At 40.8% G+C, this 20,119-nt stretch carries 15 protein-coding genes; 6 read left to right on the top strand and 9 right to left on the bottom strand.

Annotated features, from left to right (window positions below; all coding sequences use genetic code 11):
* Window positions 1-13: 13 nt before the first annotated feature.
* The gene (gene ftsZ, locus LVD17_RS02240; RefSeq protein WP_233764491.1) at window positions 14-1,600 is read left to right on the top strand and encodes a cell division protein FtsZ; all 1,587 of its coding nucleotides are present in this window, start codon (window positions 14-16) and stop codon (window positions 1,598-1,600) included.
* Between the two features lie 485 nt (window positions 1,601-2,085).
* Window positions 2,086-3,939 carry a hypothetical protein gene (locus LVD17_RS02235; RefSeq protein ID WP_233764490.1) on the top strand — a complete coding sequence of 618 codons (1,854 nt, stop codon included), beginning with the start codon at window positions 2,086-2,088 and terminating at the stop codon, window positions 3,937-3,939.
* A gap of 93 nt (window positions 3,940-4,032) precedes the next feature.
* On the opposite strand, the gene LVD17_RS02230 is transcribed toward LVD17_RS02235, so the two are convergent.
* The 4 genes from LVD17_RS02230 to LVD17_RS02215 form a co-directional block, all read right to left on the bottom strand.
* Window positions 4,033-6,108, bottom strand: a complete 2,076-nt coding sequence (locus LVD17_RS02230; protein ID WP_233764489.1) for a TonB-dependent receptor plug domain-containing protein — start codon at window positions 6,106-6,108, stop codon at window positions 4,033-4,035.
* A 308-nt stretch (window positions 6,109-6,416) separates the two neighbouring features.
* The gene (locus LVD17_RS02225) at window positions 6,417-7,217 is read right to left on the bottom strand and encodes a DUF4197 domain-containing protein (protein WP_233764488.1); all 801 of its coding nucleotides are present in this window, start codon (window positions 7,215-7,217) and stop codon (window positions 6,417-6,419) included.
* 118 nt (window positions 7,218-7,335) lie between these two features.
* Window positions 7,336-8,394, bottom strand: a complete 1,059-nt coding sequence (locus LVD17_RS02220) for an endo alpha-1,4 polygalactosaminidase (RefSeq protein ID WP_233764486.1) — start codon at window positions 8,392-8,394, stop codon at window positions 7,336-7,338.
* A gap of 115 nt (window positions 8,395-8,509) precedes the next feature.
* Window positions 8,510-11,203: a fibronectin type III domain-containing protein gene (locus LVD17_RS02215; RefSeq protein ID WP_233764485.1), complete on the bottom strand. Its 2,694-nt coding sequence runs from the start codon at window positions 11,201-11,203 to the stop codon at window positions 8,510-8,512.
* Window positions 11,204-11,460: 257 nt separating this feature from the next.
* On the opposite strand from LVD17_RS02215, the gene LVD17_RS02210 reads away from it, so the two are divergent.
* The 3 genes from LVD17_RS02210 (at window position 11,461) to LVD17_RS02200 (ending at window position 15,097) form a co-directional block, all read left to right on the top strand.
* Complete coding sequence (locus tag LVD17_RS02210) at window positions 11,461-12,342, top strand: hypothetical protein (RefSeq protein ID WP_233764484.1); 882 nt, start codon at window positions 11,461-11,463, stop codon at window positions 12,340-12,342.
* A gap of 309 nt (window positions 12,343-12,651) precedes the next feature.
* Window positions 12,652-14,634, top strand: coding sequence for a sensor histidine kinase (locus LVD17_RS02205; RefSeq protein WP_233764483.1), 1,983 nt, complete (start codon window positions 12,652-12,654; stop codon window positions 14,632-14,634).
* Between the two features lie 7 nt (window positions 14,635-14,641).
* Entirely contained in the window at window positions 14,642-15,097 is a 456-nt protein-coding gene (locus LVD17_RS02200; RefSeq protein ID WP_233764482.1) for a response regulator, read from the top strand.
* Window positions 15,098-15,108: 11 nt separating this feature from the next.
* On the opposite strand, the gene LVD17_RS02195 is transcribed toward LVD17_RS02200, so the two are convergent.
* Both LVD17_RS02195 and LVD17_RS02190 read right to left on the bottom strand, forming a co-directional pair.
* Entirely contained in the window at window positions 15,109-15,696 is a 588-nt protein-coding gene (locus LVD17_RS02195; RefSeq protein WP_233764481.1) for a DinB family protein, read from the bottom strand.
* Window positions 15,697-15,804: 108 nt separating this feature from the next.
* The gene (locus tag LVD17_RS02190; RefSeq protein WP_233764480.1) at window positions 15,805-16,638 is read right to left on the bottom strand and encodes a hypothetical protein; all 834 of its coding nucleotides are present in this window, start codon (window positions 16,636-16,638) and stop codon (window positions 15,805-15,807) included.
* A 211-nt stretch (window positions 16,639-16,849) separates the two neighbouring features.
* Here LVD17_RS02190 and map point away from each other — a divergent pair, with 211 nt between their 5' ends.
* Complete coding sequence (gene map / locus LVD17_RS02185; protein ID WP_233764479.1) at window positions 16,850-17,614, top strand: type I methionyl aminopeptidase; 765 nt, start codon at window positions 16,850-16,852, stop codon at window positions 17,612-17,614.
* A 59-nt stretch (window positions 17,615-17,673) separates the two neighbouring features.
* On the opposite strand, the gene LVD17_RS02180 is transcribed toward map, so the two are convergent.
* From LVD17_RS02180 to LVD17_RS02170, 3 genes are read right to left on the bottom strand one after another with little or no spacing between them, the layout of a single operon-like run.
* Window positions 17,674-18,204 carry an NADPH-dependent FMN reductase gene (locus tag LVD17_RS02180; RefSeq protein WP_233764478.1) on the bottom strand — a complete coding sequence of 177 codons (531 nt, stop codon included), beginning with the start codon at window positions 18,202-18,204 and terminating at the stop codon, window positions 17,674-17,676.
* 2 nt (window positions 18,205-18,206) lie between these two features.
* Window positions 18,207-18,944: a head GIN domain-containing protein gene (locus tag LVD17_RS02175; protein ID WP_233764476.1), complete on the bottom strand. Its 738-nt coding sequence runs from the start codon at window positions 18,942-18,944 to the stop codon at window positions 18,207-18,209.
* Window positions 18,941-20,047, bottom strand: coding sequence for an acyloxyacyl hydrolase (locus tag LVD17_RS02170; RefSeq protein ID WP_233764474.1), 1,107 nt, complete (start codon window positions 20,045-20,047; stop codon window positions 18,941-18,943). Before LVD17_RS02170 ends, LVD17_RS02175 begins: the two co-directional genes overlap by 4 nt.
* Window positions 20,048-20,119 lie beyond the last annotated feature (72 nt).

Here is a 20,119-nt window from a genome sequence, read left to right as displayed (position 1 = left end):
ATTTTAAATAGTTATGTCTGAAAATGCATACAAATTCGATATTCCAAAGCACCACAAGTCGATCATCAAAGTGATCGGTGTGGGAGGCGGTGGAAGTAACGCTGTTAACCACATGTTTAACCAAGGCATCAAAGATGTAGAGTTTGTTGTTTGTAATACCGACTCTCAGGCTTTGAAAACCAGCGCCGTGCCGGGTAAGATCCAGATAGGTGTTAACCTTACCGAAGGTCTGGGAGCAGGAGCTAATCCTGAAGTAGGTAAAAATGCTGCATTGGAAAGCAAGGAAGAAATAAGAGACCTGTTGGGCAATGATACCAAAATGGTATTTATTACAGCAGGAATGGGCGGGGGTACAGGTACTGGTGCTGCACCGGTAATCGCCCGCATAGCCAAGGAAATGGACATACTTACAGTAGGTATAGTTACAGCTCCTTTTGGCTTTGAAGGAAAAAAGAAAGCCACTCAGGCTGAAATAGGGATCAATTCGCTGAAAGAGAATTGCGACACCGTATTGGTTATACTTAACGACAAACTGAGAGAGATCCATGGTAACCTCTCCATTGGCAATGCCTTTGCACAGGCCGACAATGTATTAACAACAGCAGCTAAAGGTATTGCGGAGATTATAACAGTTGCGGGTTATGTAAACGTCGACTTTCAGGACGTGCGAACTGTAATGCACAATGCAGGGGCCGCGGTTATGGGATCAGCAGAAACCAAAGGAGAAAACAGAGCGAGGAAGGCTGCTGAAGAGGCATTGGCCTCTCCATTATTGGATAACAGAGATATACTTGGAGCTCAGAAAATATTACTGTCCATTATTTCAGGGGATCAGGCTGAATTACAAATGGATGAGCTTACAGAGATTACCGAGTACATCCAGGAGCAGGCTGGTGACGATGCTGAGGTGATCTTCGGTCACGGTGTGGATCCTGATCTGGGAGATAGCATCAGAGTGACTGTAATTGCCACGGGGTTCGACCATGACGAGGCCTATCTGCCTGAAAACAGACGAAAAGAAAAGCAGCTGGAGAAGGAACAACAGCAGGTAGAGCGAAAGGTGTATGACCTTGAGGCGAATAAGCAGATCAATATGTTCTCCAACGATAACTCAGTAAATAACACTCAGGGTGAAATAACCAAGAGAGAAATTGATCAGCCTTCTTCCGGGAATAATAACAATGGTAATTCATCAAGTAACTCTCAGGAAAGAGGTTATTCATTCACGAGCCCGGTAAATGCAACCGATGACGATGGAGACGACGGACTTTTCTCAGAGTTGGAAGAAGAGTTTGAGATTATGGATGAAAATGATACTGATCAGCACATCAATGATGATGGTATGATGGATATCCGAAGTACTAAAGACAGGCTTCAGGAAAAAGCACAGGAAAGACTTCAAAAACTGAAAGGCTTGAATAAGTCTGAGATGAATGCCAATGAATTTAAAGAAAAGCTGGATGTGCCCGCTTATTTAAGAAGAGAGGTGCGTTTGCAAAATGTACCCCATTCATCCGAAGCACATGTGTCTAAGTATAATCTGAATGATGATAACCAGATTTTAGGTAACAACAGATTTCTGCATGATAATGTAGATTAAGACTACTGATTGGCATTAGCAGCATAGAACCGGCTTACTCCCAATTGTAGTGGTTGTTGGTTGTAAATTTTTCGGCCGGTGCTGTGATGCCATTTTTTAAACGTGAGACCTCCCGGGTGCGCCCGGGAGGTTTTTTTCTTGTTCCCAGACAGGTTCTTTAACATGTTCCTTCCTCTGGACAGGCAGGCCTTTGCCAGGTTCTTTTATTTGAATCAAAGATCATTGTTTTTACTTCCTGATGGATGTCTCTTGAAGAGAACCCCTCGGCAATTGTGTACTCCGCATCATTTAACAGTACTCCATTCTCTTTATCCCATTAGCATCAAAAAAAGTATCAATAGGGACCTTTCGGAAAGTAAAATGTGGCTTTTGGAAAGTTGAATATGTGATTTAGTGCTAAAATTCGTTTTTTGAGCAATTACATGGATTTGTGAATGGACATTTGTATTTTGTTTAATCGCTTAAACACCCAAAACCTTTACGCTATGAAACTTGAAAAGATACTGGACAACCTTAACTCCTTTGAGAAAAACTCCTTCCTTAAAATCATTGATGGAATTGTTGCAGAGAAACCTAAGAATACAAAAGAAGTCGATAAGATACTTAATGATGCTAGTGGGGGTGATTTAAAGGCCATGGACAGTATTAATATTTCAAAAGTATTTAATCTGGTTACTGATGAATTTGCAGAATATGTAAAGCAGGAATTTTTAAATGCAACCTCTCAAATAGATATCCTTACGGATATTTTAGTAAGGGATGGTAACTGCATTATGAAACAGGATTGGTTATCGCGTTTGTATGATACAGAGTTAAAGCAATTAATTAAGAACACAAAGATTTTTCAGTCACAAATAGACGATGAAAAATCCGAATTAGATCCGATAAGGCAGCGTGACTACCAAATTTACAGGGCATGTGTAAATACGGCATTAAACAATGATTTGGAAAACAATTTGGAATGTAAAGTAAGTTCTGATGAACAGTCAATGCTAAATACCCTAGCCCGAGAACTTGAGTTATCAAACGAGGAAGTTAAGCTTATCAATTATATGGTAGTTTCTGTAAAGCAGATGGATATAGATACCATTATTAACGAACTCAAAAACCTCGGAATCATATTTTACTCCAAAAAGACAAATATGGTTTATGTAGCGGACGAGGTAGTTTCAGTACTAAGAAAGGTTAAAGGTAAAAACGTAGCTGATAAATTTTTCAGAAGGGTGCTGCGCCAGCTTAGGGAGCCACAAATTAATATGATTTGTAAAAAGCACAATATGGACTGGCGGAAAGACTTGGACAGTAAGATGAAGGGTATAATAAAGGAGGGAATTTCATTTACGGGTGTTCTGGTTAACGATATACATAAAGAAGGTGTTACTCTGACCGAAAAGAAGAAATTCATCAATGATTTGTGCGACAATAAACTTAGAATAGTTACACCCCTTAAAGGAGTCACCATCGAAGATAAGTTAGCAAACCTTGTTAGTTACTTTGAAGATATAGAGAGGGATGATAAAGTAGGAATATCGATTGACGGTTATGAGAAACTGCTTATTGAACTTGGAGAGACCATTCCAAAAGTTAATAAGCTACTGAAAGATGAGTTTGAGTTGCAAGATGAAAATGTCATGAAAAGCAGCTATTTGCTTGATTATAATATCAAACCTATAGATGTTTTAGAGATTATACCGGAGGCTGAACTCTGTAAATTCTGTGAAAAAAGAGATATAAAGACTCGGGGAGATGTAATTGTTAATATCCTTGATAATTACACGGATGCTGAAAATTTATATTTGGAGAACTATTCTAGCATTGGCTATAGAGACTTGGGTACATTAAAAGAGAATGGAATTACAGTAAAAGAGGCGGAGATTGGGATATTGTTTGAAACACTTACGAAGAAAATATTTTCGAACCTTGGATTTTCGGTTGATGAAGATTTAAGAAAGCAAATCAATACCTCTAAAGACAAAATTGACATTCTGCTCAATATGGGTAACGATGATCTGATACTCGTGGAGTGTAAGTCGGTGAAAGAAAGTGGGTATAACAAATTTAGCTCTGTTTCGCGCCAGCTAAAATCTTATATGAAACTTGCGGAAAAGAATGGTCATAAAGTGATAAAGTCATTATTGATAGCTCCTGATTTTTCTGACGACTTTGTTAAAGATTGTGGTTTGGACTACGAGTTGAATCTTTCTCTAGTGACTGCGAACTCCTTGACCAAAATCCAGGAGGCGTTTAAATTGTCTAAGCACAAGACATTTCCATATAACCTCCTCATGAGAGATGTGTTAATACAAGAGGACAGAGTAATTAAAGCCATCGGGAAATAAAAAAATCTCCAGTCATTCACGACCGGAGATTTAAACTTTGTATTTCTACCCCAAGACCTGTCCCCCGACAGGTCTTTTGCACAACACGTTTAGTTAGTTATTCCTGAAAGTATACTGCAAAGAAGCAGTAATCCATCTGCCCTCCTGAGGATAAGCAAAGCGGGTACTGCCACCCTGATAGTATTTGGTATCAGCAATGTTCTTTACTCTCAGGTCCACCACAAGGTCATTGAATTTTACATTTAGTCCGGTATTGATGACAAAAGCCGCATCCGTGTAGTTGTCAGGTACACTTGAGTCCGAACCCAGAGCGGTGATTGGAGAAAACTGTGAGGAGACATATTTTAAGCCAACGTTAAAAAATACCCTGTTTGAAAAATAATAAGTACCAATCACATTAGCTGTAAAAGAGGGGATATTCGATATTTTTGAATCATCCACTTCGTAGTCCGTGGCATCTATCGCATGCTGATAGGTGGCATTTGCAAGTATATCAAGATTACCCACTTTTGTTCTTACCTGCTCCTCTATTCCCCAACTGGTTAATGACCCGGCATTTCTATATTTAGGGTCTTCGGGGCCAGCCTCGGGATCACGATAAATAAAATCAGTCAGAGACTGGTAGAAGAAGTTGATATTATTGTAAACTTTTGAAGATAACAATCTTGAGTCCAGCGTTAACTGCAACGCCTGCAGGTTCTCAGGCAGCAAATCCCTTGAGCCTGAATAAGAGGGGAGACTATTGTAGCGGTACCAATAAGGGGCATCTACAAAGGACTTGGAGTAAGAAAGCCTGACATTATGCGATGAACTCGCCTCATAAATAAGTGCCAACCTGGGACTAAGCGCATCCACATTGTCACCTTCATGTCGGTTTTTAATGTCGTAGCGGAAGCCAGCATTGACCAGAAGGTTATCAGTGAGGTTGTGTTTCCATTGTGTAAAGCCAGAGTATATGATCTCCTCTCCTTCCTCCATCAAAGGTGTGGCCGTATCTAAAAAGGTATCCAAAATGCCGGTGCCATTAGCAGATGTGGCCAGAAAACTGTCATATACATTCATCCAATCTACCTGAGTGCCTATCAGTACGTTCCCTTTTGGGTAGTGAAATGTAAATTGAGCTATACCGCCAAGGTCACGGTCCCACCAGGCTACTACCGAATTGACACGGTTAACGGGCGATGCTATCAGGTGTCCTAAAACCTTTGTGTTATCACCATAAAGATCAAGTTTAAAATCTACCGATTTGGAGAAAGTACTGGTGTAGCCCACTTTTACACGCCTCATTTCCTGTCCCAGGCCGGGCTCTTCGCCAAAGATGTCGTCAAAATCATTCTTGTTATATATTTCACCGGTGCCGCCACCATCGGTGAAAGGCTGCTGTATTTTTCCCTTGGTCGTATTAAAGAAAATGTCGAATTTACCCATGGTTGCCTGAATGCCGATATCATAATCACCCTGCACGGCACCGAGATATGCCACACCATCTTCTGTTGTAGCTGAGCTATAGTCATCAGCCGCATTAATATCTCTTTTTTCACCTTCGGCAGAATAATGATAGCCCCAGGCCAGGATATCCTTATCCACGCCGAGCCCGGTACCGGCAGCAGCAGATATGTATTGCTGCCCATGGTTTCCACTGGCAACCTTTACCTGGGTGCCATCCAGCTCCGACCCTTTGATCGTGATAATGTTTACTACTGCTGTAAGTGAAACGTTACCGTATATAGAAGAGCCGGGACCTCTCACAACCTCAATTTGCTTGACCTTGTCCAGGCTTATGCTGTAATCGGGGTTGGACATAGAGTATGCCCGAGAGTTTAACCTGTGTCCGTTTACCATAAAAAGTATTTTTTGCTGAGCAGAGGCGTATATGCCGCGCATGCTGACATTCATTTCATTGTGGTCTTCTACGGCGGTGAAGCCTGGTACATAGGTAGTTAATACTTCTTTGATATTTCGTGCTCCTATGGCGTCTATCATTTCACGGGTAACCACCGTCATAGGCACCGGTGTTTTAAGCATCGATTCTGACTGTAAGGAGGCGGTGGTAACTTCAATATTCATAAGCTCCTCCAAAGTCATATTAAAGTATGCACTGTCAATGTCCTGAGCAGTTACACATAGTGTAACCAGCATACTTAAGGTAAGTAAGTAGATTTTTTTCATTATATGGGATGTGTTTTAGGGATAAGGAAGATGTCCTTTAAAAAAATATAATTGCTAAAAGTTAAAAAATATTTTAACCCGAAACTTATAATAATGAAAGTTCAGAAACAAGAATTAACCGGTAATTTTCTTTTTGGGTGTTTTTGTATAAATTATGTTATATAATGGAATTTTTGGAAATATTTGATTGATGAGGCTTGGTATTTTAAGGTGATCATTTAGAGGTAGTTACGTGGGAAGTGGTGATGATCCGAAGATAAAAAAAGCGTACTTTTTATGGTACGCTTTTACTAGTTTACAATATTTTTTTATCCCTGAGCTTCGGGGCTTCCAAAGACCTTTTCAATTATACTGCTTCCCCAGGCGAACGGGTCTTGCCGGATCTTGGTCTCTTCGTTACCAATCAGATAAAACAAACCATCTATGGCCTTTTCTGTAGCGTAGCCATCAATAGTTTCGGGAAGCGATGTATTGATAAAATCGCTCACCTTAACTGTACCCAGCCCGGTATTGTACTCATAATTTAAAAAGCCTACGATGCTCGTGTATATGGCATTGGCCTCAGTCTGGTCAAGTGCACTCTTCACATCTGGCTGGAAAGCATTGAACAATGCCTGATTGGTCTTGCTATAGAAGTAATGTGTTGCAGAGGTATCAGAACCCTGAAGTATGCCCAAAGCGTCATCAAAGCTCATACTTACAATGGCATCACCAAAAATTGGCAGAGCCTTATCAGCGGCTTTTTCAGCACCGCGATTCATAGCTACTATAAGCTCTTCAAAAGGATCACTGTTAATGTCAGGGTTAAGGGCTACATATGCATTCAGAATAGTGCTATAAGGCACACTGGTAAAACCTAAATTAATAGATCCGGTTTGAATAGTATTCTGTAGAGATTTAACTTCGGGAGGAAGCAGAATCTTAATGATTTCGTTCTTTAAATATCCATCTACAGAAGATGCCGTGGTTACGGAGTTGTCAAGCCCAACATTCAGAGCCTCTTTTAAGCCTGCGACAATCTCTCCGTTTGTGAGTCCGTTGTCTAGCTCGTCACATGAAATGAAGAAAAAGAAAGATGAAAAAATGAAGATTTTTAAAAAATGTCTCATACAGATAGAAATTTAAATAACGCGTCTCTAGTTAGTTTTAATTCTGCAAAACAAAAACCATACCCATCATTTAATGAAGGTATGATTTTACATTCAGGTACCTCTTTATGCAGTTTAATCACGTCGAAGTAACCTGTGTTTTTCCTGAACTTACTTTCTGACTTTTAATGTATCGCGTGTTTAGTATGCCAATATTTTCGAAATATTCAAAGGCATCAATTATATCCAGGTAAACACCGTCAAAATTGGAATCTAATATCTTTTTTAGATATGAGCCGTCATTTCCGTAGATTATACTCTGCCATTCGGGCTCCCAGTATCTCACTTTATAATTCCCTGCCCAATCAGGGTTTTCGGCATCCATCCAGTCAGGCTTGTTGGTGTTCCATTCACTGTTCCAGTAGTATCGATAGTTTTCTGCTTCGCCAATAGACATATAAGCAATCACCAGCCTCTTCCCTCCATTGGCTTTGCTTCTTAGCTGTTCAACTTCTGAAGCACTAAAAACCGAACCATCTGTAAAGAATAGATCCATGATCAGTAAATCGTAGTTTGTTGATGTCACTGCTTCAATAAATGCTGTTTTCGAAGTGAATTCGCCGGGGTTTATGAGATAAAGAAAATTTTTGGCTTCGCCTAATATGGTGATTATTTCGGCATTTTCACCATGAATTGAAATAGGATAGGAGGGTATATTGTCTAACTCGCGCTGGTCTGCAGCAAACGAAATATAGCCATGACTTTCGTTCTGAGTATAAGAGTCATCCATATGAGCCTCGGTAGAGCAATAGTCCGTGGTAAGTATTGTATTGCCTGCATTTTTTGATACATCAAGCAAACCCATCAGGTATATACTCTCAACTGATGGTGTTGCTTCATCATCATTATCATAACCGTAAAACATGTCTTCCTGTCCGTTGCCATCTATGGCTGTTAAATAATCACTGTCAGGGCTTCCGTCTTCTTCGCCGTTATCAGTAACGAGTTCAATGCCATTTTGGGGGATGACGAGAAAATCCGGATGCAGGGCTTTTGAATATTGGCTTATGCCTATTACATAATCACGCATTTCCTGTCGGTAGTCAATGTTTAGTGGTGATGGCGGCGCCTGTAGGTCTTCATCATGACAGGCAGCACATGTTATGATTAAAAGAGGCAGAAAGAACTGGTTTTTCATTTTAACTTTTACTGCCTAACGTGGTCTACGGTGGTAATGGTATGTAAATAGCGTTTGAAATTTCTTTAAGGAAGATTAAGAGCCACCATGCTGCGTATATGGTGGCTCTTTTGGGTTAATACTTTATAATTCTGACCTGCTTTACTATTGATGAAGGAGTTATAACCTTTAGAAGGTAAGCTCCGGCTGGTAATGCTTCCAGGTTAAACCTGTTGGATTGATTGCTGATCAAAGCATTGGCCATTACTCTTTCACCTTTGAGGGAATAAATCTCCATAACAATCTTTTCTTCTTCAACACCTCTTAAGTCAATAGTCAATAAGTCGGTTATCGGATTAGGAAATACAGGTATGTCACGATCTTGCAATGGGCTGACTTGTGTGCTCTCATTGTCTGTAGCCGTATGATCAGAAGCAACGCGGGCATTTGTGGCCTCACTGGTATATTCGATTACCAGCAGTGGAGCCTGGGCTGAGGAACCGTTGTAGCTCTCTGCCACCCTTCTTCCTGATCCGGCTAATATCAGAGACAGTGCATTGCCAGGGTTCCAGCCACTCCTGTTGACTATTTCCTGAATGATTTGTGAGATGTCCGAAGTCCTCTGGTCTGTGCCGGAAGCTCCTGTTGAGTTCCATGCCGGTGGATTCCAACTTATTGCAGCAGAAGTCACAGGCCGGTTAGAAATATTAAATGATCCTGAGGTAAAGGCACCCGAGTGATCGGTGGCTTCTCCATAAATTGTTTTTGAACCGCTGGTATTTGCCGTTTCATCTACTGTAAACTGAACATAGGCTTTTTCAATAGTAGCCCCCTGCGGAATAGTGACATTCGTAAAACGGAGGCCAATCCTTTGATTACCAGCCGACATATGGCTGTCATATACCAGCTCCAGGTCTGAGCTATTGAGATACATAGAGCCTGAAGATGATTCTTCGGCGTCATCATTGCCGTTGCTAATGCCTTTTGCAAAGGTAAGTACCTCAGGTGAAGATGGATCTCCTGAGCCGTCGGTGCTGTAGGTTACATAGATAGCCGGAGCACTGGCAGAGCTTCCGTCGTATGCTTCAGCTGTACGTTCCCCCGTACCGGTGATGACAAGGGCCAGAGCGCTGCTTTGAGACCAGCCGTTTCTGTTTACCAGCTCCTGCACAATATTTTTCAGATCAGGAGTTTTTTGAGATGAGCCTGCCTGCCCTACACTGCTCCAGGCTGATGGTGACCAATTTACCGACTCCGAAGTGGTGGGTCTTGAAGAAACGTTATAGCTTGATGTCGAAAAAGCCGGAGCGTTATCCGTATCATGCGCTTTAATAGTCAGGTTAGAGCTGCCACTGTTGGTCTCGTCTACTGTGAATTGCACATGGGCACTGAGAATAGTTGCTCCCTGGGGAATGCTAAGTCCCTGAAATCTCAAGCCAATAGATTGATTGCCTCTGCTTCCATCGTATACCAGCTCAATATCCGAACTGTTCATGTACATGCTGCCATTTTGGTGTTCCTCCACGTCATCGTTGGTGCTGTTAACTCTCGAGCTCACGGTTACTTCACCTCCATCAGGATTACTGTCGTTAGTGATTGTTACCACAGCCCCATTGCTTGGATTCCAAATATCGAGGTTGGCAGGTGGTGTAAAAATATTGTTGTCACTTACCTGGCCAACCTGGTTTGCATTGTCCACTTTGATCGTACGAACCTCTATTTTGGCTTGGTCTACAAACACCCATTTGAATTGGTTGAAGCTGGCACTGTTTCTTGTCCATGATTTATTGTCATTGTTGGTTCTCAATGGTGCACCCCAACAGCCTTCACCTGTGTACACTGTGCCTCCTGTATCGTCACGTATAAAGCCCTCATCGCTTCCGCTGCCACTCGACGGTTTTACGGGCCAGGTGGTTTTAACGGTATGCGCATCGCACTCTACCACCAGCTTTACTTTGTTGTTGTAAAACAGGTCTGCCCAGTTGGCATACTGGTTATTGCCTTCAGCTTTGGATGAAACATGAGGCCTCATAGGCTTATGGTACTGGGCCATTTTCCAGGTTATATTTGAATTGGCGGCAAGGTCGTTTTGCAGCCATGTAGTCTGATTACCGGAGATAGATATTTCAGTATTGAGGGTGTAAGTTCTTATCAGGTTACCTCCAAAAGTGATGGCATAGTATACTTCTGAACTTGGTGTATCAAAGAGGTTATAGATCATGTCGTTTGAGCTTTCATGATTGCCTCTTGTGGCTACGATGGGGATCATCCTGCCATCTGAGCCGATAGTATACTGCCAGTCATCAAACCATTCCCTCCATTCACTGTCTGTGCCATTGGCAGTCATATCACCACCAAAAAGTACAGCATGAGGCCTTAATTTTGCTACCAGCTTATTAGCATTGATTCTTGGCGTTCTGTTGTTCCTTGAGTCTCCTCCTGCTATAAATGAAAGTCGCTGATTTGGGTCATCGGGGGCAGTTTTAAACCAAAAACGTTGGCTTGTCCCCTGACTATCCCTGATCACAAAGTAATACGCTGTGTTAGGGTCAAGTCCTGTAAGTCTCACAAACTGACTGTTCATGCCCCGGTAAGATACCTGGCGGCTGGGGGAACTGCTGAACGGGTAGTTTGTCCAGCTTGTACCATGGTCTGTTTTTCCATAATAGACAACAGGATTAGATCCCGATACCTGGTTCCAGCCAATAACCACAGAGGTAGCCGGATTGTCCCGAATAGTAAGGCGATACTTATCAGTATTAGCCCATAGGTGTGTACTGAGTAAGAGCAGTACCACCGAGATCAAAATTTTAGATTTGAATTTGGTCATAGTTGATTGAGGTTTGGTTTTTAAGTTGACCCAAGAACGCACTTAGATGTAACTCGATCTTTATTGCGGTTTTACTATATGATTAACCTGTCTGATGGTGCCAAATAACCAAATCGCTGAGAATTAATAGTTTGTATTTTCATGGAAGTTAGGTGCTGTGAGGCAGGTAACGAAACGCAAACAAAACAGTAATCTCAATTTAACAGGAGGCTGTTCATCTTTTCCTACTTTCACCCCCAACCTAAAACCTTCTAAAGATGAATGGCAGACCCTATCAGCTAACTCAGGTCATAAAACTATTCCAGTGGATCTGTTTTATGATTTTTATAAGCCGCGCATATCAGCACTTATTTTGGGATGCACCATTTAGAACCTTGTTATGGGATGAAAGCTTATTGAAAGGTTTTATAGAGTTCATCATGCCAATTTCCTGGGTTGATTATGTGACAAGCCCGGCAACAGATACGGTAATTCAGGACTTGATCAGGCTGAATGGACTCTTTTATCTTTTATGTGCGGTTATCAGTGTGTTTTTACATAAGCTGAAACCGGCCTGGGGGTATGTAATTCTGGCAGGAGCTTTTTCATTGATCTTTCTAGCTTTTTTATATACTAAAGAGAAGTTTTTTAACATCGGTCAGTTTTTCGAGTATTCTATCCAGTTTTCAACCCCAATACTGCTGTTTGTTCTTGTTTTTCGGGAGGTCAGGCTTGCTCATTTTATTACAGCTACCAAGGTAATTGTAGCACTCACTTTCATCTGTCATGGCTTATATGCCATAGGTTACTATCCACGACCAGGATCATTTGTAGACATGACGATTAATACACTGTATGTTAGTGAAGCTGTAGCACACAGCCTCCTGTTTATAGCCGGCCTCTTAGACTTTATAGTTGCAGTACTTATTTTTATTCCTTTGTGTGCCAGACCTGCATTGTACTATATGGTTGTCTGGGGTTTCCTTACCGCCACGGCTCGTCTCACAGCCAATGTTTATGCCGACTTCTTTTGGTCTTCTCTTCATCAATGGTGGTTTGAATTTACTGTACGCTTACCACATGCCATGCTTCCTCTGGCAGCAATTATCCTGATAACAATTTACACCAGGGAACGTTATCAAATGACTTTTAAGACATAAATACTTGCCAGAAGGAGATGGTTATGTTCGGATAGATAAAGTCTTTGATTTCTAGTTTGTTATGTGATCAACATTAGCAACATGTGTAATAAAATTTGTTTTTTGGTATTATGAAATTTACTTTCTTATACTAAAATTTTATAATTTTAGATAATGAGGGGAATCTGCCAGTGTAGATCAGAATGGCTCTGGTGAGATTTTTCGAGTATTTCCCTAATAAAGTTTAACGGCCTTTGTAATTATGATTGCTACAATTCATGGAAGGTAAATAAGTTTAAATTAAAATGTTCGGGCTAAGCGTATCTTGAAATGAAATCAATTACCTCCTTTAAAGACAGGTTTTCTTTTACTTCATCGGGAGAACCCTTTCTTTATGGAGCCCTAAAAACCACCGCCACTTATTGTATTCTGACGGTTTTGGCTATTGGTTTGCTGGTGTTGTTTGGATGGCAGTTCGACATTGAACTTATTAAAAGGCCAATCCCGGAGCTGGCAGCTATGAATCCACTTACCGCCACAAACTTTGTCATGCTTACTACGGCTTCCTTATTTATTACACGGAGGTATCCGATTCCTGGCTATTGGCTTGGCTTCACAGTTTTCATTGTTTCACTGCTATTTTTAATTGGTTACCTTTTTAACTTTTCGTTTCAGATAGACCATGTTTTGTTTTTCGATAAGATCAGAGCAGACGATTATTACAATTTGCCAAGCAGAATGGCTCCGAATACAGCTATTAATTTCATCCTGGGGAGCATTATTATATTCCTGGCCAGGCGTAAAGGGAAAGCGGTGTATATATTTCAGGCCCTGGCTTTATTGATGTCCTTAATAGCACTTTTTTCTATTTTTGGATACATGTATAAAGTGAAAGAATTCTATGGCATTTTGGCTTATGTACCTATGTCAATTCATACGGCCATATGCTTTTTTATGTTTGGCTTGTCAGTATTGTTCTTTTACAATGACCGGGGTTTCATGAGGGAGATAACCAGTCCCTTTGCAGGAGGGGTTATTAGCAGGATCTTAATACCGCTAGGTATAATTATTCCAGGATTTTTAGGTTATGTCCGTTTATATCTGGATTGGAAGTATTCTTTTTCTGTAGAGTTTGGAGCTGCAATATTAGTTGTAGCTCTTATTGTTATATTGGTTTTCCTTATATGGTTTGAAGCATTTTCGCTGAATGAAAAGGATAGGTGGAGAAGGGAAGCCGAATATGAAGTAAGATTAACAAATGTACTTCTGGAGTCTAGTATAGAAAGTCATAAAGATGTGCTTATATTTTCAATTGATAAAAATTTCAGATATCTGACATTCAATAGTGCCTTTACAGAAGCTACACATAAGGCATACGGTACAACTGTACGGAGAGGAGAATCAATGCTGGATTCTATTACTGTAGAGGAAGATAAGGAAAAAGCTCGAAAAAGTTGTGAAATTGCCATGAATGGTGACAGCCTTACGGTGGTAGATACCTATGGTGAATTAGAGCGTAACTATTTTGAAACTCGTTACAACCCAATAAGGAATGAAGATGGCGAAGTGGTTGGAGTCACTGTACTATCGTCTGATATAACCGATCGAAAAAAGTATGAGGAGGAGATTAATAATCTGAATAAAGAGCTGGAGTCATTTTCATATTCAGTAGCTCATGACCTTAGGGCACCGTTAAGAATAATAGATGGATATGTACAGATCTTAACTGAAGATTGTGATAAGGACTTGGATCAGGAAGGGTTACGTCTGCTAAAAGTGATATCAGGCAATGCAAAAAAAATGGGGCAACTGATAGATGATTTGCTTAACTTTTCCAAATTAGGAAGACTACCAGTGGCTAAATCGCTTGTTGATGTAGAGAAATTGATCAGCAGGGTATTAGATGAGCAGTTACGGATTGCTAACAGAAATAACATTAAAATTAACCTGGGAACGTTGGAAAACCTGCGTTGTGACGAAATGCTCATGCAACATGTTTTTACGAATCTTATCTCAAATGCAATAAAGTACACGGGAAAAAAAGAAAATGCTACAATTGAAATTGACTCATCCAGAAATCTGGAAACCGTTACATATAGGATCAAAGATAATGGTGCAGGCTTTGATGCTCAATATGCTGATAAACTGTTTGGAGTGTTTCAGCGTCTTCATAAAGAAAGTGACTTTGAAGGCACTGGTGTAGGCCTGGCTATTGTACAAAGAATTATTGCGAAACATGGAGGTAAGATATGGGCAGAGGCCGTAATTGATGAAGGGGCAACTTTCTATTTTAGCTTGCCACTCAATAAATAGATGTATTATGAAGTTAAATGAAGTTGAAATATTACTAATTGAAGACAATCCTTACGAGGCAGAACTTGCAATCAGAAATTTAAAGAAATATAATCTTGGCAATAAGCTATATCATATAGATGATGGAGCCGAAGCACTTGAATATATTTTCTCTGGAAACAAGGAAGATGGAGTATCTGAGCAGCAAATTTTCAACCCCAAAGTTATTCTGCTTGATTTGAAATTACCTAAAGTGAGCGGTCAGGAGATTTTGAGAGAAATAAGAGCCAATGACTTAACAAGCACTATTCCAGTAGTAGTGCTTACATCATCCAGTGAAGAATCAGATATTAAAGAATGCTACAAACTCGGGGCTAACAGTTATATAGTTAAGCCGGTGAGCTTTGATAGCTTTTCCAAGGCTATGAAGGATTTGAGCATGTATTGGCTATTATTGAATAAAAGGCCTGTCAATACCCTTTGAGAGTTCAAGCTTTATTTTCTGAGTCTTCCGTTTAAAAGACTTACATAGGAGTTAAATGGATTACCAGATAGTCTGCGGAAAGAAACAATCTGACCACAATGCCAAAGCGCATCCGAAATGGGCCCATTAATAAGGTTCCAGAAAGGGAGCTCCGTTCCGTTACCAAACTTTATAGCATAACCCTCCAGGTCTTTATCAGAGCTATTTCTTATTACTTCACTCGCTTTTCGTAAATTAGAGAGTGTCAGGAGTCTTTTCTGGGCAAAAGACAGGTCGGAAGGAGGGTATTGAGATTCTTTATTAATGGCATTGACTACCAGGTAAGACATCTCAAAAATATGATCAACTGTTTCAGAAACCGTACGTGCATCATCTCCAGGTTTGAATTGCAGATCTTCCGGCCGGAGGCCATCAGTAGCCCAATAAAACCTGAACCCTAAACCGTCTACCATACGGGAAGCCACACTACCGGCAGTATAGCTTCGCGGATAATCCGGTATTTGACTGTAGTATGTGGAATCGCTGATATCACTGCTCTGTGCCAGCAATGGTGTAACGATAAAGAGATACATGATCAGAGTAACTATTGTTTTAAGCATACACTTCAGATTAGCAGCCGCAAAAAGTATTATTTAAAAATACTTCGTTTTGTTTTGCCTTGGAAGTAATGTTACACAGGAGGTGATTAGAGATGTTTAATTACCTCGCTATTTTAGCAGGATACCAACCTTAATCCTTCCTGTTACCGCCACTGGAAAATTGCTGTCTCCTAAAATGAAGCCATAATGGTAGCTTCGGAAATCATCGTATTCGTAATCATCGTCAGATGTTTTTTGGTTGCTAAATCCATAGCCTATGCCAATAGAGTAGTCAATCAAAAAGAAGTTGTCGTACACTATTTGCTTTCCCAGGTTGATGACCAACGCACCGGCCACTATATCCTGATCGGTGTCGCTATAGTATGGAGAGCCGTGGCTGTTAATTTTATTGCGATAGATAGAAAGTAATATCTGAGGCTTTACATAGCTGCCCTTAAGGATATGGGAATACTTCATTCTTTGTGAGTAGAAATCAGGAGTTTTTAAGAATTTATATCCGGAAGAGAAAAACACACCGGTGCTTTTAGAGTAATCATCTACATTAAAGCCAGCACCAATAATACCCAGCCCTGTCTCAAAACTTCTGCCTGGCCGTATGCTTTTTTCATACGAAAATGCCAGGTGCTCTGCAAGAGGGGAAATAAAATGAAATTTCAACGCATGCTTTTTGTCTTCCGTATATGCATTGGGATCAGTTAGCGGGTCTTTAAACTCTATTTCTCGGCCGCTGCTTAGAAGCACTTTATCTACATCAGCTACCGAAATGGTAATGATCGGCGAGTCTTCCAGTTCTGCCTCAGAGAGCCGGTATTTGATTTCATTAATACCAATTTCAGTGATCTTACAATCAATGACCGTCTTGTCCTTTTTGTAGATCTTATCCTGGGCCTGAACAAAACCGGCAACGAACAGTAGTATCAGTGATAAAAGCGTTGATCTCATGAGGTAGGGTTTAATTTGTTTGAAATATACGAATTGAAAATATAATAAATCAATAAAATATCTTAAAATTTCAATAGTCTGGTGATGTTTCATCAAATGATGTGCCTCTTTACTAAGAGATAATATGAGAACTTTGCTGCCTGACTTTTTTATTATCTTTTTTACCTTACGTTTGTTGTATTACAATAGCACTAACCAAAACTGAAGCACTATGTCAATAACATGTGAAAATGAGCTGCTGGGCATGAGGAAGATCAGCGAAGTGGTGGGTTTGACTCTTAAAGAAATGAGAGACTATGCCAAACCGGGAATGACTACGAAGCACCTGGATGAATTTGGAGGAGATATACTGAAAGGTTATGGTGCGGCTTCTGCCCCCAGGCTCACTTACGGCTTTCCGGGCTGGACCTGCATCAGTGTCAACAACGAAATAGCCCATGGTATACCTTCCGCTAAAACCATAATCAAAGAAGGAGATCTGGTCAATATTGACGTCTCTGCTGAGCTGAATGGTTTTTGGGCTGACAACGGAGGCTCATTTGTGTTAGGTGAAGATATACATGGACATCAGGGACTTGTAAATGCATCTAAGGAGATTCTTCATAAAGCTATACATAGCATTAGGGGCGGAGTACGTATATCTGAGGTAGGAAAGCTTATAGAAACAGAAGCCAGAAAAGCGGGGTACAGAGTGATAAAAAATCTTACAGGGCATGGTGTGGGCAGGAGTCTGCATGAAGAGCCTGCGGAAATAGCTAACTGCTATGACCCTTATAACAAAAAAAGGTTCAGAAAAAACTCCGTAGTAGCGGTAGAAACATTTATCTCCACGGCTTCAACTATAGCAAATACGCAGCATGACGGCTGGACTTTAATGGGCAACAGGGGTGGCTATGTGGCACAACATGAACAGACAATAATAATTACCGGTGACAAACCGGAAATACTCACTGCCTGCAATGGTATCTGGGATTAGTCCGGAAAGCCGCCGGGAAAGGACTGTTTGTTCCCGGCAGTCAGAAGGATGATTTTTTACTAGAATTCCAGTAGCTTTTTGGCCTGGTCCTGTAGCAAAGTCATATAGAGCTCGTTGATTATAGTACCTTCTTTAAAGTGCTGCTCAATGTGAGACAATTTTGGTTTCAGAGCCAAAACATGCATGCCGCAATAGTGGAAGATATCGGTGAGGTGACTGAGTGCAAGCCCTGCGCCCTGAATCCCAGAGGAAAGGCCAACAAGAGCACACTTCTTGTCCCGGAAACTGTCAGGAAATTTTAAACCGTCAATAAAAGTTTTTAGTACTCCGGGAAACGAACCGTTGTACTCCGGGATAATGAATACAAATTTCTTGTTCTCAGCCATTAATTCACGAAAATGATTAAAGGCCTCATTTTTTCCTGCGTTATTATACAAAGCAGAAAAAGCAAAGTCGTGAGGGAGCTCGGTTAGGTCTATGAGCTCAGTTTCGATATTAAACCCAATCAGGATTTCCTGATAGATCTGCGCAATCTGATAGGATACTGAATCGACACGGTTTGTGCCACATACAATTACTATTTTCTCCATTTTTATTCGGTTTCATCAATCAGCTCTCCCAGGTTTTCAAGACTGACGCTGATGGTTGTTGGTTTTGTTTTAACATAAATAAGATCACCTGATGAAATGATCCTTCCCTTAAGCTCATCAGTAGTATGTACTATGATGTCGTTGGTACCCCGGTGAAAAATATTCGCATGGGCCACTTGCAAGTCACCCCCTTCAAACCGGCCATCACCAGAAGCAAACATTACTCTCAGATTCTCTACGGTGCCGGACAGATAAAAGTTTGTAATATCATTGCTAACTACTTCCAGAGATGTAGCATCCAGTTCGAGATTAAAATCTCCGCTCTCATCTTCACTGATCAGACTTAAACCCGGAAAGCTAAGTGTTCCGTCCGAACTAATCAAACCACTGCCCGCTAATCTGATCTGCGTAATATTGGGATGAGTGATTTTGACCACCGGAAAGTCGTAAGAGCGCACCCAGTTACATGAATTATCATTACGGATTAGCAACTTGCCGTCTGCTACTTCATAATAAATATCACTGATAAGATTTTTTCCGGCAGTTATGGTCACGAGTTGCTCACTTCCCTGTTTCAGTACTACATTGAGGTCTGCACCTACCTCCAAAGCGCTGAACGAATCCACATCCAAAACGACCTCCGTGTTATCCCCCGCTTTCTTAAGACAGTCCGGGGCATTCTGCGAGTCGCAGCTGTATGCCAGTATGGTGACTAATATGATTATATATCTGTATTTCATTTTACCCTCCAACCTATGGCAAATTCCGCTGCCTCTGCCTTTGCTCCATGCGATTTTACAACCAGAGAACTGTAAATTTTATCATTAAAATATTTCCTTACCCCCAGTCTCAGATATACTTTACCATAGTAATCATACTCATCATGGATATAATAACCTGCCTGCGAAATTAAGGATACATCACTTACAAAAAGTTCATGGCTTAGAGCAACCCCAATTCGGTTCCAATCGGGTAACTCTTTACCTTCCAGCCTATAGTCATATTTAATATCATTTTTCATCGAAAGTGAGGCAAACCACTCAAGGGCTACACCTAAAGCACTCTTGTGGTTAAGCCGTTTGTCAACTAATCCGCTAACCACCCAGAAAGGACGTGCGCCGGTACCTATTTTTGAGTACTCATGCATTCCGCCCGATAGCGTAAGGGTATAGCCGAATCCTGACTTGCTTACTGGCTCCTCTTCCTGGTAAATGTACTCTGTTGGCTCATAATTAATCAGATAAGATAAGCCTAAATTGGCACTTATGACATTAATGCCGGAATTGGGCTTTTTTATGGAGCCATTAGAAAAGTGGGTAAAGGCAAGGTATGTATTCATAAATAACCTTTCGTTCAGCTCCCTTTGATATTCAGCCTGAAACAGTATGCCAAAGTTTAGATCAGTGCTCAATACATTATTCTTATTGTTGCTCTCTTTGTCGTACTTGTTGGTGTTATAGCCCAGCCCCAGCCCGATTTTATACTTAAACTGACTTCTAGCCTGTTTATTGTTTTTGAAATAGAAGCTGAAATGAGGAATTAACCCGAATGATTTTCCTAAACGCTCATTATTATAGTCAAGGTAAATAAAGGTGAGTCCCGCATCCGGGAAGTTATAGCGCTGTTGCCAGGCCTCTGCTCCGTAGCTTTTCTGGTCAAAGGTAACCCGGAAGCCAACCGGATGGTCAGTGATCAGGTGACCAATCTGCCGCTTGTGCTTAAATATAAATCCGTTGAAATAATCAACACTAATAACCTTATTGACATCGTTGCGAAACTGTCCAAACCCCAAAATGGGGAAAGCAAGACAAAATATAAATATGATTCCTCTGAAATGTAGCATTAGAATTAATCGACAATCCATCCCGGAATACTATTGAAAATAATACCCTTAATTCAATGGTTTGTATTGGAG

It is taken from the genome of Fulvivirga ulvae (assembly GCF_021389975.1).
Taxonomy (GTDB): Bacteria; Bacteroidota; Bacteroidia; order Cytophagales; family Cyclobacteriaceae; genus Fulvivirga; species Fulvivirga ulvae.
This window is presented reverse-complemented; position numbering and strand designations above follow the sequence as displayed.

Bases quoted from the DNA above. Each gene is read 5' to 3' on its own strand.
- ftsZ (WP_233764491.1), top strand. From the start codon at position 14: ATGTCTGAAAATGCATACAAATTCGATATTCCAAAGCACCACAAGTCG.
- LVD17_RS02235 (WP_233764490.1), top strand. From the start codon at position 2,086: ATGAAACTTGAAAAGATACTGGACAACCTTAACTCCTTTGAGAAAAAC.
- LVD17_RS02230 (WP_233764489.1), bottom strand. From the start codon at position 6,108: ATGAAAAAAATCTACTTACTTACCTTAAGTATGCTGGTTACACTATGT.
- LVD17_RS02225 (WP_233764488.1), bottom strand. From the start codon at position 7,217: ATGAGACATTTTTTAAAAATCTTCATTTTTTCATCTTTCTTTTTCTTC.
- LVD17_RS02220 (WP_233764486.1), bottom strand. From the start codon at position 8,394: ATGAAAAACCAGTTCTTTCTGCCTCTTTTAATCATAACATGTGCTGCC.
- LVD17_RS02215 (WP_233764485.1), bottom strand. From the start codon at position 11,203: ATGACCAAATTCAAATCTAAAATTTTGATCTCGGTGGTACTGCTCTTA.
- LVD17_RS02210 (WP_233764484.1), top strand. From the start codon at position 11,461: ATGAATGGCAGACCCTATCAGCTAACTCAGGTCATAAAACTATTCCAG.
- LVD17_RS02205 (WP_233764483.1), top strand. From the start codon at position 12,652: ATGAAATCAATTACCTCCTTTAAAGACAGGTTTTCTTTTACTTCATCG.
- LVD17_RS02200 (WP_233764482.1), top strand. From the start codon at position 14,642: ATGAAGTTAAATGAAGTTGAAATATTACTAATTGAAGACAATCCTTAC.
- LVD17_RS02195 (WP_233764481.1), bottom strand. From the start codon at position 15,696: ATGCTTAAAACAATAGTTACTCTGATCATGTATCTCTTTATCGTTACA.
- LVD17_RS02190 (WP_233764480.1), bottom strand. From the start codon at position 16,638: ATGAGATCAACGCTTTTATCACTGATACTACTGTTCGTTGCCGGTTTT.
- map (WP_233764479.1), top strand. From the start codon at position 16,850: ATGTCAATAACATGTGAAAATGAGCTGCTGGGCATGAGGAAGATCAGC.
- LVD17_RS02180 (WP_233764478.1), bottom strand. From the start codon at position 18,204: ATGGAGAAAATAGTAATTGTATGTGGCACAAACCGTGTCGATTCAGTA.
- LVD17_RS02175 (WP_233764476.1), bottom strand. From the start codon at position 18,944: ATGAAATACAGATATATAATCATATTAGTCACCATACTGGCATACAGC.
- LVD17_RS02170 (WP_233764474.1), bottom strand. From the start codon at position 20,047: ATGCTACATTTCAGAGGAATCATATTTATATTTTGTCTTGCTTTCCCC.